The sequence below is a fragment of the Microbulbifer mangrovi genome, assembly GCF_002009015.1.
Taxonomy (GTDB): Bacteria; Pseudomonadota; Gammaproteobacteria; order Pseudomonadales; family Cellvibrionaceae; genus Microbulbifer; species Microbulbifer mangrovi.
Window position 1 is genome coordinate 12,470 of sequence record NZ_LZDE01000343.1, and the last position, 14,015, is coordinate 26,484.

Here is a 14,015-nt window from a genome sequence, read left to right on the forward strand (position 1 = left end):
TTCTCAGCAGTTTCTGAATTCTTTGATTCGCGAGACATATCAACACCCCATCTCTTCGCGACATACGTCCAACACCCGGTCGGTCGCATCAGGTCTGGCGACACGGCGTGCAGCCTCAGCCATTGCCAGTAATTTTTTCGGCTCGGCAAACAACTCCTCGAGTAATGCGGCGAGCTGGTCTGGGTCCAACGCATCCTGCTGGATCACTCGCGCCGCGCCGGCCTTTTCCAACCACTCGCCGTTTTTGGTCTGGTGGTCATCAATGGCAAATGGGAAAGGCACCATGATGGCACCGAGTCCCGCAGCCGCAATTTCAGATACGGTGAGTGCACCGGATCGACAGATCACCAGATCCGCTTGCGCGTAGGCACCGGCCATATCGCTGATAAACGGAACTACCTGAGCCTCTACATCGGCACGTTCGTAGGCTTCCTTTGCCAGATCCAGGTGACGCTGACCAGCCTGGTGTACTACCTGCGGGCGCTTGTCCGCTGATAGTTTTGCCAACGCTTGCGGCACCAGCTCATTGATCGCCACAGCGCCGAGGCTACCGCCCAGCACTAGCAGACGCAGCGGTGAGGACTTGCCCACCCGCTCAGCCGGCGCTGGCAGTTCTGCAATTTCTGAGCGCACCGGATTACCCACCTCCTGAGCGGCGGGCAAACCACTGGGGAATGCCTCCAGCACGCGACTGGCAATTTTCGCCAGCAAGCGGTTGGTAGTACCGGCCACCGCGTTCTGCTCATGGATGATCAGCGGTATCCCGGCGAGTCGTGCGGCAACGCCGCCCGGTCCGGTGGCAAACCCGCCAAACCCAAGCACCGCATCCGGTTTCACATTTTTGACCACCTGGCGTGCCTGCCAGATCGCTTTACTGATCTGAATGGGCGCTTTCAGCAGAGCTCCTGCACCCTTGCCACGCACCCCTTCCACCGTAATAAAGTGCAGCGGGATATCCGCCGCAGGAATCAGCTGCGCTTCGATACCGCGCATGGTACCAAGCCACTCGACCACGCCACCCTGCGCCTGCAGCGCACGGGCAACCGCCAGTGCCGGGAAAACATGCCCACCAGTTCCACCTGCCATCACCAGAAATTTTTTGCCGGTGAACGGCGCGTTGTCAGTCTGAGTCATCACGCCGCCTCCCCGGTTTTCCGATCACCCAGTTGCAGGGGATTGAAAATAGGCAGTTGTCGAATCTTGGCGATACTGCCCTCCGATTCCTTTTGATCACTGTTCAATTCTTTCTGTGCGCGCCACGCCAGGCCAAACAGGGCGAAACACACCACCAGGCTGGAGCCACCGGAACTGACAAACGGCAGCGTCAGCCCCTTGGTTGGCAACAGTCCGGAAGCAACGCCCATGTTGACGAAGGCCTGTCCGGCCAGCAGCACCGCAATGCCGAAGGTCAACAGTGCAGCAAAAAATTCCTGCTTCACCAGCGCCTTGCGCACCAACCGCAGCAGAGACCAGGTGAGTGCCACATAAAGACCTATCACAACCAGGCCACCGAACATGCCCCACTCTTCCGCCAGAATCGCAAACACAAAATCCGTATGCGCTTCCGGCAGGTAAAAAAGTTTCTGCACACTATTGCCGAGACCGACACCAAACCACTCACCGCGGCCGAACGCGATCAGTGACTGGGTCAACTGGTAGCCACCGGCATACTGTTCACCCCAGGGGTCGAGGAATGTCGTCAGTCGCTGCAATCGATACGGACTCACCAGCGCCATCAACACCAGCCCACAGGCCGCGAGCCCTACCAGCAAAAACGTGTGCGGCAGACGCGCGCCGGCGAGAAACACCATCGCCAGGGCAGTGCCGGAAATGACCACCACCGAGCCAAAATCCGGTTCCAGTAACAACAGTATCGCCACAATACCCAGCACAGAAATCGGCACCATAAAGCTGCTCCAGTGCCGCAACTTCTCGTGGCGCCGCGTCAGAAAGCTGGCGAAAAAAATCAGACAGCAAAACTTGGCAATCTCCGCCGGCTGCACGGTAATCGGGCCCAGGGCAATCCAGCGCATACTGCCGTTCACCGCACGCCCCACACCGGGAATCAACACCACCAGCAACATGCCGCAGGCGAAAATCAACAGGGTCCAGGACAGGTTGGACCAGGTCGCCAGCGAGACGCGGCTCACTACCAGTGCACCAAAAGCACCGGCAGCCAGGAACACCAGGTGCCGCTTCAGGAAATACCAGGCATCGTTGTACACGTCAGTGGCAAATGCGATAGAAGCCGAGGCCACCATCACCACACCGATACTGGCGAGCGCCAGCACACAGAACGGCAGGAGCCAGGCGAGCTCATCAATCTGATCATTCGCCGCCACTTTCAATTTGGTCTGATCCTTGCGGCTCACTGCGCACCTCCTGCGTCCTGCGCAGTATCGGCGTCGCTACCAGAGGCTGCGATCTGCTTATTGACCGCACGACGAAAATCTTCGCCGCGCGCCTCAAAATTCCGGTACATATCAAAACTGGCGCAAGCCGGCGACAGCAATACAAAATCACCGCTGTGCGCCATGGCAGTCGCTGCTGAGACCGCTTCATCCATAGTTGACGCTGGGGTCTGAGCTACTTTGTCTGCGAAGGCGTCCGCGATTCTGGGCCCGTCCACGCCGACGGTGACTAGTCCGCGCAGGGTGTGCGCGGCCGCCGCCAGCGGAGAGAAATCAGCTCCTTTGCCATCGCCACCCGCGATCAGCACGATCTTCCGCTCACCGTCGACAAGGCCATCCAGTGCCGCACGAGTGGCACCGACATTCGTGCCTTTAGAATCATTTACAAAAGTGATGCCGTCGCGATCCGCTACCCGCTCACAGCGGTGGGCCAAGCCGGTAAATGTACGCAACACCTCCAACATGGCAGACATAGGTAAGTCAACTGCAGTACCCAGTGCCAGTGCCGCCAGCGCATTGGCCACATTGTGACTGCCCACCATGCCCAGCTCGGCGGTCGGCATCAGCTTGTCGGCGCCCTGTGCCAACCAGCTTTCACCATCGGCGTAGATAACACCAAATTGCTGCAGGTCCGGACGATCCAGCCCGAAACTCCACTCGCGGCTTTCCCGCGACAGGGGCCCACGGGTCAGTGGATCCGCGCGATTGATTACGAACTGGCGCGCGTGGCGATATACCCGCTGCTTTGCCCGGTGATATGCGGCCAGGTTCTCGTAGCGGTCCATATGGTCGGCGCTGACATTGAGAATCGTCGCAACTTCGGACTGCAGCGAGTAAGTGGTTTCCAGCTGGAAACTCGACAACTCCAGCACAAACAGTTCCGGCAGCTTTTCTTGCCCGGTCAGCAGATCCAGTACCGGCACCCCGATATTGCCACCCACACGGACGTCCACGCCCGCGGCTTCTGCCATCAACCCCATCAGGGTTGTTACGGTTGTCTTGCCATTGGAGCCGGTAATCGAAATCACTTTGGGCGCAGGCTCGGCCGCTGCCAGCTCGCGGGCAAACAGCTCGATATCGCCAATCACCGGGATATCCGCCTCCACTGCCGCAGCAATCGCCGGTTCCGCCACACCGATACCAGGACTCGCGATAATCTCGCTAGCCGCCAGCAGCGTCTCACTGTTAAGAGGACCGCATTCCACAGGCACGCTGGGAAACTCTTCACGAAAGGCTGCGAGTGCCGGGGGCGCTTCGCGACTGTCTACCACAACCGGAGAAATACCCTGGCGCAGCAGAAAGCGCACTACCGATTGCCCGGTAGCGCCCAGTCCGATCACCACTTTTTTCTCTGAGGTTGCGATGAGGCTCATTGGCTCTTTATGTATTCCAGTGTGTGTTTAATTCAAATCAGCGCAGCTTGAGTGTCGCCAGACCGGCGAGCACCAGTACCACGGTAATAATCCAGAAGCGCACAATCACTCGCGGCTCTGGCCAGCCTTTCAATTCAAAATGGTGGTGCAGCGGCGCCATACGGAAAATACGTTTTCCGGTCAGCTTGAAAGACGCCACCTGCAAAATCACCGATACCGTTTCCATCACGAATACCCCGCCCATGATGAACAGTACGATCTCGTGGCGGGTGATGACGGCAATGATGCCCAGCGCTGCACCCAGTGCCAGCGCACCCACGTCGCCCATAAACACCTGGGCCGGATAGGTGTTGAACCAGAGAAACCCCAGCCCGGCCCCACCCAATGCAGCGCAGAATACGGCGAGCTCCCCCGCTCCGGAAATCGATGGAATATGCAGGTAGGTGGCAAATTCCACGTGTCCCACCAGATAAGCAATCACCCCCAGTGCGCCGCCAACCATGACCGACGGCATGATCGCGAGACCATCCAGGCCATCGGTGAGGTTGACGGCATTACTCGACCCGACCACTACAAAATATGTCAGCAGTACAAATGTGATGGGCCCCAGGTTGATCGCCACGTCCTTGAAAAACGGCACAAACAACTGGGTTTCCGCGGGCGTGGTCGCACTCATATACAGGTAAATTGCTGCGCCCAGCCCGGCAACCGATTGCCAGAAATACTTCCAGCGGGCGATCAGTCCACGAGAATTTTTTTCCACGACTTTCTTGTAGTCGTCTACAAAACCCACTGCACCAAACACAAAGGTAACCAGCAGGGTTACCCACACCAGCCGGTTGCTAAGGTCAGACCACAGCAAGGACGCGGAAAAAATTGCCGCGAGGATCAGGGTGCCACCCATGGTAGGGGTACCGGACTTGCTCAAATGGGACTGCGGGCCATCGTCCCGCACGGCCTGCCCCACCTGAAGCCGGTTCAGCCAGGTGATCATGCGCGGCCCTACCAGCAGAGAAATACCCAGCGCGGTCAGCGCGCCGAGAATGGCGCGCACGGTCAGGTAATTGAAGACCGAAAAGCCTTTCTCAAACTGTTGTAGATATTCAGCCAGCCATAGCAGCATCGTTAAAACCTTCTATTGATTCCCGTTGGTCAGTGCCTGCACAACCAGTTCCATACGCGCACTGCGGGAACCTTTCACCAGCACAGTGGTGTTTCCATCCAGCTCCGGCGCCAGCGCCCGAACCAGGGCCTCGCGCTCGGAAAAATTCCTTTGTTTGCTTGGGTGCCCAGCAGCAAATTCGATGCTCGCTGCCGCACTCAGGGTACCCAGGGTAAACAGTTGATCGACACCGCGTTCACGGGCCAGCTGCCCCATATCACGATGTGCGCGATCCGCTTCCGGACCGAGTTCTGCCATGTCTCCCAGAACCAATATTTTCTTGCCTTCCCGCTGCGCCAGTAGCTCGATGGCTGCACTGACGGAACCGGGATTCGCGTTATAGCTGTCGTCAATAAGCGCGGCTCCAGATACGCCGGTAAACGACTGCATACGGCCGCCAACACCCGCCAGCGCACTGAGCCCCGCAGCAATTTCCGCAACCGGAATACCCGCAGCGTAGGCACAGCCCGCGGCGACCAGCGCATTGTGCACATTGTGTTCGCCAAGCAACTGCAGTTGCACCGGGTGGGATACGCCCTCGATCACCAGATCAAAAGACGGGCACCCCAGTGCATTCAACGCGATATTGTCCGGGTGGATCGCACATTGATGCCCGAAACCAACCTCGAGGATACGCACACCTTCGGGCATTTCACCGCGCCAGTAATCCGCGTAATTATCATCCGCGTTAATGACCGCGATTCCACCGTTATCCAGGCTGGTGTAGATCTGCCCCTTGGCGGTAGCGATGCCATCGACGGAGCCGAACCCCTCCACATGCGCCGGCATCACATTGTTCACCGCTGTGATCCGCGGCTTTGCAATTCCGCACAGATATCCGATTTCGTTAGGGCCACTGGCCCCCATTTCGACGATCAGGACCTCGTGTTCCGGCGCCAGCGAAAACAGGGTCATGGGCACGCCGAAGTGATTGTTCAGGTTGCCCCGGGTAACGCACACCTTGTGACGCTGCCCGAAAATTGCCGCCAGCATTTCCTTGACGGTGGTTTTGCCGCAGGAACCGGTTATCCCGATAACCGGCCCATCGAACTGCTCACGACACAAGCGACCAATCTGGCCAAGGGCCACAGTGGTATCGGATACCAGCCACTGTGGCATCGCCGAGCCTTCGATGGCTTTTTCCGTCACCACCCCGAGAACCTTGCCGTCTACCTGGGCAAGGAAATCGTGGGCGTCAAAACTCTCACCGCGCAGGGCAACAAACACCGAACGTGCATCCAGCTTACGGGTATCGGTGCACACCGCATCGAACTCCACGGAGCCATTGACCAGTTCACCACCAAAACGCTGTTGCAGCTGTTGCAGGGAGAGCGGTGCGATCATCAGCGGCTTCCCTCCATTTCTTGCTCGGCTCTGCGTGCGAGAGCCTCGGCGGCCTGTTCGCGATCACAGAAATGTAATTTTTCTCCGGCGATCAGCTGGTAATCTTCGTGCCCCTTACCTGCAATCAGAACCGTATCGCCGGCGGCCGCTTCGCCAATGGCATAGTGAATCGCCTCGGCGCGATCGACCTTTACACTGCAGTGATCGCCGTCGGCGCCACCGTCAATGCCTTCGAGAATTTCATCCACAATTGCCTGCGGGTCTTCCCCGCGCGGGTTGTCACTGGTCACCACAGCATGATCGGCAAGTTCTGCCGCAATCCGGCCCATGGGCGCGCGCTTGCCGTTGTCGCGGTCTCCACCACAACCGAAGACACACCAGAGCTTGCCGCGGCAGTATGGACGAGCCGCCTCCAACGCCGCGCGCAATGCGTCCGGTGTGTGTGCATAATCCACCAGCACATTGATTCCATCCGCAGTCCCTACTGCGTTCGCGACACGCTCCATACGCCCAGGTACTGGCTGGATATTGGGGAACTCGGCAAGAATTTCCGCGAGCGGCATACTTGCGGCGCCCACAGCGGCAACGACCGCCAGCGCATTGTGGATGTTGAAATCGCCAATCAGCGGGGCGCGCAGCTCGCCTTCTCCCCAGGGGGTGATCAGATCCACGGCAAATCCGTCGTCAAGACGTTTCAGGTTGCGCACCTGAAGATCCCCGGACTGCAGCCCATAGGTAATCACCTTGAGTCCGCGCAGCTTGCAACGCTCTACCATCTGCGCACCGAACGGGTCGTCAATATTGATCACACCGCGCTTGAGCTTGGGCAAACCGAACAACTTTTCCTTGGCTGCGCCGTAGGCAGCCATATTGCCGTGGTAATCGAGGTGGTCGCGGGTCAAGTTGGTAAATACCGCGGTATCGAACACCAGCCCGTGCACTCGCCCCTGGGACAGTGAGTGGGAAGACACTTCCATGGCTGCTGCGCGCGCGCCCTGGGCATAAAACTCCGCATAATCGTGCTGCAGGCGCACCGGGTCTGGCGTGGTCAGGCCGGTCTCATGCAGGCTGATCGCGCCATCTTTCCAGACGCCATTGCCAATGGTGCCCATCACCGCAGCGCTGCCGAAATGCTTCGCCAGTAACTGGGAAGCCAGGTAGGCACAGGTGGACTTGCCATTGGTACCCGTTACCCCGACCAGGTACATGGATTCCGATGGATGTCCGTAAAAGCGCGCAGCGATCTCTCCCACTCGCGCAGCCAGCCCGGGAACAGTGACAACCTGCACGCCGTTGTGCTCTTCACTGCCCAGCACATCGCCATCCGCCAGCACTGCGGCAGCGCCATTGTCGATGGCAGCATCAATAAACTGACGCCCGTCTACTACGGTGCCGCGCAGTGCCATAAATACGTCACCGGCTTTGACCTGGCGGCTATCGAGCGCCACGCCAGTCACTTGGATATCCGGTATTCCCGCGTAACCCGGCACCAGGGTCACCAGGGAAATTTTTCGATTCAAAAATGCATTCTGCTGGTTCACGATGCAGTACCTCTCTCGTCCAGCTGCGTCGCCAACTGCTGCTCAGCAGGGGCAACCTTTTCCGGTGGCACCTGCAACAGGCGCATGGCACCGGTCATTACTTTGCCGAATACCGGCGCGGCCACTTCGCCGCCGTAGTACTTGGCATTACTCGGATCGTCGATGACAACCACCGCTGCGAGGCGCGGATTATCCGCCGGAACAAATCCGGCAAACACCGACCGGTAGCGATTATCGGCATAGCCGTCGCTACCCACTTTGTGCACCGTCCCGGTCTTGCCCGCCACCCGATAGCCTTCCACGGCGGCCCGTTTGCCGGTGCCCTCGGGGCCAATCACGGTCTCCAGCATAGCGCTCACCTGACGCGCCAATTCAGGCTCGACCACGTGTTCACCCGGTACCGGCTTTTTCCCTTGCGCCAAAATCAGCGAAACCGGGCGCTTGAGCCCGGCATTGGCGACGACACTGTAGGCCTGGGCCAGTTGCACGGCATTCACCGTTAAACCGTAGCCGAAGGCAAAGTTGGCCAATTCTATGGGATGCCAACGATCCCGGGTGGGCAGAATGCCCGGCGCCTCCCCGGGGAATCCGCTGCCAACCGCCTCTCCGAGCCCCAGACGGTAAAAAAGTTCACGCAGGGTTTCCGGCTCCAGATCCATCGCCACCTTGGTGATACCGACCTGGCTGGACTTGGTGATCACCCGGGTCAGATCAATTTCGCCGTAGTTCACCGGATCCAGCAGCGTCTTGCCCGGCAGGCGGATATAGCCGGGGCTGGTATTGATACGGGTATGGGGCGTGTAGCGCCCGGTCTCCAGTGCCGCCAGCGCAGTCAGCGGCTTAATGGTGGACCCCGGCTCGAATTGGTCGATCAGCGCACGGTTGCGCATCGCTGCTGCCTTTACCCCGTGACGATTGTTCGGGTTAAAAGAAGGTTGATTGGCCATCGCCAACACGTCGCCACTCTGGGTATCCAGGATCACCATAAAGCCGGAGGCGGCACCGTTTTCCGCTACCGCCTTCTTAAGCTCCCGATAGGCCAGGTACTGCAGGCGCATATCAATGGTGAGCTGCAGGTCGCGACCGGGGCGCGCCTCCTGCTTCACTGCCAGATCCTGCACCGTGCGCCCTTTCAGATCTTTCACCACCTGACGCTTACCTGCCTCTCCCGCAAGGGACTGCTCGTAGGCGAGCTCAAGCCCCTCCTGACCGAGGTCGTCAATATTAGTAAAGCCCAGCAACTGCGCAGTGACCTCGCCGGCCGGGTAAAAACGGCGGTATTCCTTCTTGCTGTATACGCCCGCCAGATCCAGGCCAAGCACCTTGTCGGCGCGCTCTGGCGTCATATGTCGACGGAGGTACATGAAGCCCTTGTTGCGATACTTTTCCAGTCGCTTGGCAAGACGCGCCGGCGGCGTACCCAACGCCGCCGCGAGCGCGCGCAATTCTTCCGCACTTGCCTCTTTCAACAACTGGGGATTTGCCCAGATGGTCTGCACCGGGGTGCTCACCGCGAGCAGTTCGCCGTTGCGGTCAAGAATGGAACCCCGGTAGGCGGCAATCTCTTCGGTGCGAATGGTGCGCGCGCGCCCCTGGTCCTGCAGGAAGCGGTAACCCTTGTCCTGCTCCGGCAATACCTGCAGACCCGCCAGGTGCACGATCAGGGACACGGCCAGCAGGCACAGCAAACCAGCCACCAGCGCAAAGCGCCAGCGGGCAATGCCCGGCTGTTGTTGCTGTTTTTTCACTGCACCCATGATCGAAATATTCCCTGCGCTTTTCGCGCACCTTTTATCTACTTGCTCTTTCGTCGTACTGCTTCTTGCTTCTTTTTATTACTTACTGTGGCTAACTATTTGACCAGTACCCGCTCTGCCGGTGTCGGAGCCCGCATATGCAGCTCCTCCCGGGCCACCTGTTCGATCCGGCTGTAGGCCGACCAGGCACCGCGCTCCAGCAACAACCGCTCCTGCTCGTAGCGCAACTCATCGCGATGGTGTTGCGCCTTTTCCAGCTGGGCGGTCAGCGCCCGACTTTGCTGGGTGGTGTGCACCACGCCCAGAGCTGAAACCATCAGCAGCCCCCAGAGTCCGGCCAGTAACCATCGGTTTCCGTTCAAATCCACCTCAACTCACTGCCATCAGCCCAGTCGCTCAGCCACGCGCATTACGGCGCTGCGCGACCGCACGTTGTCACCGATTTCTTCGGCCTCGGCCTTCACCGCCTTGCCCAGGGAACGCAGCGTGCGGTGAATCTGACTGTCCATTACCGGCAGGCCGCGCGGCAATTGCGGCCCCTTTTCCTGTTCTCGGATGAATCGCTTCACTATGCGATCCTCTAGCGAGTGGAAGCTGATCACCACCAGGCGACCGCCCGGCTTCAGCAGCGCCAGAGATTTCTCCAGTGCAGCCTTCAGATCATCCAGCTCCCCGTTGACGTGAATCCGGATGGCCTGGAATACCCGTGTTGCCGGATGCTTCCCTTTTTCCCAGGCAGGGTTGGCAGCTTTCACCACCTCAGCCAGATCCAGGGTGCGCGCAAACGGCTCTTCTACCCGCCGGCGCACGATAGCCCCAGCCATGCGGCGCGCAAAACGCTCTTCCCCGTATTCCTTGAACACCCGGGCCAGCTCGGCCTCAGACTCCGTGTTCACCCAATCCGCGGCACTCATTCCGCGGCTGGTATCCATCCGCATATCCAGCGGGCCGTCCTGCATAAAGCTGAAACCGCGCTCAGCCTGATCCAGCTGTGGTGAGGAAACCCCCAGATCCAGCAGAATTCCGCTTACCTGCCCGGCCATTCCGGCTGCGGCCTGATCCATATCGGCAAAGGATCCGTGCCAGATATCAAAACGCGGCTCACTGCCAAAACGCTCTCCGGCAAATTCGATGGCCTGGGGATCCTTATCCACCGCCAGCAGGCGACCGGCCTCTCCCAGCCGCTCGAGCACCAGTGCACTGTGGCCACCGCGCCCAAAGGTCCCGTCTATATAAAAGCCGTCGGGATCTACCACCAGGGCATCCACAGCCTCGCGCAACAACACACTGCGATGCAGATCTTGGGACACCCCGCGCCCTCCTGAATTTGTTAAAAATCGTTTGTGAAACTTGCTGCCGGAACCCAATTAGAGCGACAGAGATGCCATCTCTTCCGGCATCTCTCCGTCGCCCTCGCTGTCATCCAGCCAATCCATCCAGCGGTCTTCACTCCATAGCTCGAGCTTCTTGCCCTGACCTACGAGCATCAGTTTTTTCTCCAACCCGGCGTACTCACGCAGGGTCGGCGGAATCAGGACACGGCCATTGGCATCTACCTGCAGCTCGCAGGCATAACCAATCAGCAGCCGCTGTGCGCGGCGAGCAACCTTGTTGAAGCTGGACAGCGCTTCGATTTTAGGGAGAATTTCGCGCCACTGCGCCTCTGGATAGACGAGCAGGCAGCGCTCTTCCGTATGCGCAGTAACGACCAGCCGGCCACCACAATCTTCCAGCAGCGAGTCCCTGACTCGCGCCGGAATGGCCAGACGCCCCTTGGCGTCCATATTGATTGCGTGACTTCCCAGATACATGGATCAGCTTCCGCGATCGCCCCTGGCTCGGTTTTGATTGTGAAAGGCGAAAATTTGCGCGATTTGCCACAGGGATGCGTGATTAACCACTCACAACCACATTCATCCCACCAAGCCCCACAAAATTCCACTTTTCTCCACTTCCGACACTATAAATCTGGACGGCATAAAGTCAAGGAAATCGACAGTATCTCCAGAGAAAAAACCCAGTATTTTCGCGGCCTACAGGCGAAGTGTTTACATTTTGCGCGCAACCATGGGTGAGCAAATATGCAACAGAGCAAGCACTTACTTTGGCAAGCTGACAAGTTACTTTAAGTTTGAGTTGGAGCGCCCTGAAGCCAAACAAAAACCCGATTTGCGAGTGGACACTAACCGGACTGGCCACCGGAGGACGAGAAACGCGCCAGGGGCGCACAAGAAAGGATACGGGTGCCACCCCCCTCGAAGAAGACGGGAAAGCGGTACCAAGGACTCATGTTAGAACATCAGGGCATATAAAAATCAGCTTTTATTATTTTTAATGGGAGTCGAGTCGCTGTAGCTTTGCCGTATCCAAAATTTCATCAGGAATACACCGCAATGGGCTTTTCAGCAGGACTGAGCAAACAGAGCGCCACTACACGCACCTTCCATCACGGTGCGGACCTGGACGCGCTCAATCAGCGCTTCAAAGGCAGCAAGCCCAGTGAAATCATGCAGTTCACCATCGCCGAGGCGGAGAACCCAGTGGTGTTTACCAACTTCCGCCCACTGGCAGTGGCTTTCCTGCACCTGGTCACCCGCGCCAAACCCGATATCCCGGTGATCTGGGTGGATCACGGCTACAACACGCCGGAAACCTACCGTCATATCGAGAAAGTCATCAAGCTACTCGATCTGAACCTGTACACCTATTCCCCGAAAATGTCGGCGGCGCATTACAACGCGGTCTACGGTGGTATCCCCCCGCTGGACACCCCGGAGCACGACTTCTTCTCCCGCACGGTCAAGCTGGAGCCGTTCAATCGCGCGATGCAGGAACTGAAGCCCGACGTATGGCTGAACGGTATCCGCCACGATCAAAATGCCCACCGTCAAGGTCTCGATATCTTTACCAAGGGCAATCACGGCACCATCCGTGTGGCACCCATGTTCCACCTCAAGGAAATTGACGTGGAAGAGTACGTATACGAGAACGACTTGCCGGACAACGATGTGTACTTCGATCCAACCAAGGGCGAAGAGCATCGCGAGTGCGGGCTTTTACTGCAGAAATAAGCGGGAAGGCTCAGGAAGAGAGCCAGCTGCGCCGCAGCTGGCAAACATCGGAATTTGGTGAGTCAGCCGATAAGCCGGGTTCTGTCGCGGACAATCATTCATCTGGGATGCCTGTCGCCAGACACCTCAAGCGACCTACCCGCCCTCAGTGCGGGTCACACCTATAGAGGGCCTATTTGGTCTTGCTCCGAACGGGGTTTACCGTGCCGCGGACTGTTACCAGCCGCGCGGTGCGCTCTTACCGCACCCTTTCACCCTTACCTGTGCTCCCCCAAACCGAAATCCAGGGAAGCCATCGGCGGTCTACTCTCTGCTGCACTTTCCGTAGGCTCGCGCCCCCCAGGCGTTACCTGGCGTTCCACCCTATGGAGCCCGGACTTTCCTCCATCCCATCACCCGAAGGCGACGAAACAGCGATTGCCTGGCTGACTCGGCGCGAAGAGTAATGACCGCTGCAGGCAGATGCAAGCAGAACCTCCGGCCTGCGCGTCAATCACCCCGATCGCCCTACTTTTGCGCCAGCGACCAGTTATACAGCAGCTTTTTGTTTACCCCGGTAATCTCCGCCGCCACCGCGGCCGCACGCTTGGGCGGCAATTCGGCCAGCAACAGTTTCATCACCCGCTCAGCTTCCGCATCCAGCTCCGACGCCTTACCTTCAGCCGCCCCCCGCACCAGCAGCACAATCTCACCCCGCTGTTGATTGCTGTCGGCCTCCACCCATTTCACCAGCTCCGCCAGGGGCAGCAGGTGAATGGTTTCGAACGCCTTGCTGATTTCTCGGGCGATCACCGCCTCGCGGGTGTCGCCGAAGGCTTGCTGCATGGCGCGCAGGGTATCCAGCACCCGGTGCGGCGCCTCGTAAAACACCATGGTCCGGGTCTCTCCCGCGAGCTGCTGCAGTGCCTTCTCCCGCGCCAGTGGTTTAGCTGGCAGAAACCCCTCAAAGCTGAAGCGGTCACTGGGCAGGCCGGCCGCAGACAGCGCGGCAACAAAAGCGCACGGCCCCGGGATGGGCACCACGGTAAAACCGCGCTCGCGCGCTTCGCGCACCAGGCGATAGCCGGGATCGGAGATCAGCGGGGTACCCGCATCGGAAATCAGTGCCACCGTCTGCCCCGCTTCCAGACGCTGCAGAATTTTTGTGGTCCTCTGGTCATCGGAGTGGTCGTGGTACGCCACCAGGGGGGTATCGATGGAAAAATGGGAAAAAAGTCTCTGACTGTGACGGGTGTCTTCCGCCGCCACCAAATCCGCGGATTGTAGAACTTCGACCGCTCGCGGTACCATATCCGCCAAATTGCCAATGGGCGTCGCGACGATATATAGCACCGCTGTATCCAGCCCCATAGTTCA

Annotated in this window: 12 protein-coding genes and 1 other RNA gene; 1 reads left to right on the forward strand and 12 read right to left on the reverse strand. The window is 58.9% G+C overall.

What is annotated here, in order from left to right:
- Positions 1-39 precede the first annotated feature (39 nt).
- The 10 genes from murG to mraZ form a co-directional block, all read right to left on the reverse strand.
- Positions 40-1,134 (reverse strand): undecaprenyldiphospho-muramoylpentapeptide beta-N-acetylglucosaminyltransferase, encoded by a 1,095-nt coding sequence (gene murG / locus B4U49_RS16415; RefSeq protein WP_078085691.1) that lies wholly within the window; start codon positions 1,132-1,134, stop codon positions 40-42.
- Positions 1,134-2,372 (reverse strand): putative lipid II flippase FtsW, encoded by a 1,239-nt coding sequence (ftsW, locus tag B4U49_RS16420; RefSeq protein ID WP_078085692.1) that lies wholly within the window; start codon positions 2,370-2,372, stop codon positions 1,134-1,136. Before ftsW ends, murG begins: the two co-directional genes overlap by 1 nt.
- Complete coding sequence (gene murD, locus B4U49_RS16425; protein ID WP_078085693.1) at positions 2,369-3,784, reverse strand: UDP-N-acetylmuramoyl-L-alanine--D-glutamate ligase; 1,416 nt, start codon at positions 3,782-3,784, stop codon at positions 2,369-2,371. Before murD ends, ftsW begins: the two co-directional genes overlap by 4 nt.
- A gap of 37 nt (positions 3,785-3,821) precedes the next feature.
- A complete protein-coding gene (gene mraY / locus B4U49_RS16430) occupies positions 3,822-4,907 on the reverse strand; it encodes a phospho-N-acetylmuramoyl-pentapeptide-transferase (RefSeq protein ID WP_078085694.1) in 1,086 nt (361 codons plus the stop codon).
- A 12-nt stretch (positions 4,908-4,919) separates the two neighbouring features.
- Positions 4,920-6,290: a UDP-N-acetylmuramoyl-tripeptide--D-alanyl-D-alanine ligase gene (locus B4U49_RS16435; protein WP_078085695.1), complete on the reverse strand. Its 1,371-nt coding sequence runs from the start codon at positions 6,288-6,290 to the stop codon at positions 4,920-4,922.
- On the reverse strand, positions 6,290-7,810 hold the full coding sequence (locus B4U49_RS16440; RefSeq protein WP_239692676.1) for a UDP-N-acetylmuramoyl-L-alanyl-D-glutamate--2,6-diaminopimelate ligase: 1,521 nt from the start codon (positions 7,808-7,810) through the stop codon (positions 6,290-6,292). The genes B4U49_RS16435 and B4U49_RS16440 overlap by 1 nt, the downstream gene beginning before the upstream one ends.
- A gap of 17 nt (positions 7,811-7,827) precedes the next feature.
- Entirely contained in the window at positions 7,828-9,588 is a 1,761-nt protein-coding gene (locus tag B4U49_RS16445; RefSeq protein WP_078085697.1) for a peptidoglycan D,D-transpeptidase FtsI family protein, read from the reverse strand.
- A 95-nt stretch (positions 9,589-9,683) separates the two neighbouring features.
- Positions 9,684-9,956, reverse strand: coding sequence for a cell division protein FtsL (gene ftsL, locus B4U49_RS16450; protein ID WP_239692677.1), 273 nt, complete (start codon positions 9,954-9,956; stop codon positions 9,684-9,686).
- Between the two features lie 15 nt (positions 9,957-9,971).
- A complete protein-coding gene (rsmH, locus tag B4U49_RS16455) occupies positions 9,972-10,898 on the reverse strand; it encodes a 16S rRNA (cytosine(1402)-N(4))-methyltransferase RsmH (protein WP_078085698.1) in 927 nt (308 codons plus the stop codon).
- A gap of 57 nt (positions 10,899-10,955) precedes the next feature.
- Positions 10,956-11,399: a division/cell wall cluster transcriptional repressor MraZ gene (gene mraZ, locus B4U49_RS16460; RefSeq protein WP_078085699.1), complete on the reverse strand. Its 444-nt coding sequence runs from the start codon at positions 11,397-11,399 to the stop codon at positions 10,956-10,958.
- A gap of 582 nt (positions 11,400-11,981) precedes the next feature.
- Between mraZ and B4U49_RS16465 the strand changes: the two genes are divergently transcribed.
- Positions 11,982-12,659: a phosphoadenosine phosphosulfate reductase domain-containing protein gene (locus tag B4U49_RS16465; protein WP_181253886.1), complete on the forward strand. Its 678-nt coding sequence runs from the start codon at positions 11,982-11,984 to the stop codon at positions 12,657-12,659.
- Between the two features lie 54 nt (positions 12,660-12,713).
- Here B4U49_RS16465 and rnpB read toward each other — a convergent pair.
- Together rnpB and rsmI are read right to left on the reverse strand one after the other, a co-directional pair.
- An RNA gene (gene rnpB / locus B4U49_RS16470) (RNase P RNA component class A) lies at positions 12,714-13,092 on the reverse strand.
- A gap of 74 nt (positions 13,093-13,166) precedes the next feature.
- Positions 13,167-14,009, reverse strand: coding sequence for a 16S rRNA (cytidine(1402)-2'-O)-methyltransferase (gene rsmI / locus B4U49_RS16475; protein WP_078085700.1), 843 nt, complete (start codon positions 14,007-14,009; stop codon positions 13,167-13,169).
- Positions 14,010-14,015 lie beyond the last annotated feature (6 nt).

What these genes read in the sequence shown, in the direction of transcription:
- B4U49_RS16465 (WP_181253886.1), top strand. Translation starts at nt 11,982, where the DNA reads ATGGGCTTTTCAGCAGGACTGAGCAAACAGAGCGCCACTACACGCACC.
- murG (WP_078085691.1), bottom strand. Translation starts at nt 1,134, where the DNA reads ATGACTCAGACTGACAACGCGCCGTTCACCGGCAAAAAATTTCTGGTG.
- mraY (WP_078085694.1), bottom strand. Translation starts at nt 4,907, where the DNA reads ATGCTGCTATGGCTGGCTGAATATCTACAACAGTTTGAGAAAGGCTTT.
- rsmI (WP_078085700.1), bottom strand. Translation starts at nt 14,009, where the DNA reads ATGGGGCTGGATACAGCGGTGCTATATATCGTCGCGACGCCCATTGGC.
- murD (WP_078085693.1), bottom strand. Translation starts at nt 3,784, where the DNA reads ATGAGCCTCATCGCAACCTCAGAGAAAAAAGTGGTGATCGGACTGGGC.
- B4U49_RS16445 (WP_078085697.1), bottom strand. Translation starts at nt 9,588, where the DNA reads ATGGGTGCAGTGAAAAAACAGCAACAACAGCCGGGCATTGCCCGCTGG.
- B4U49_RS16435 (WP_078085695.1), bottom strand. Translation starts at nt 6,290, where the DNA reads ATGATCGCACCGCTCTCCCTGCAACAGCTGCAACAGCGTTTTGGTGGT.
- mraZ (WP_078085699.1), bottom strand. Translation starts at nt 11,399, where the DNA reads ATGTATCTGGGAAGTCACGCAATCAATATGGACGCCAAGGGGCGTCTG.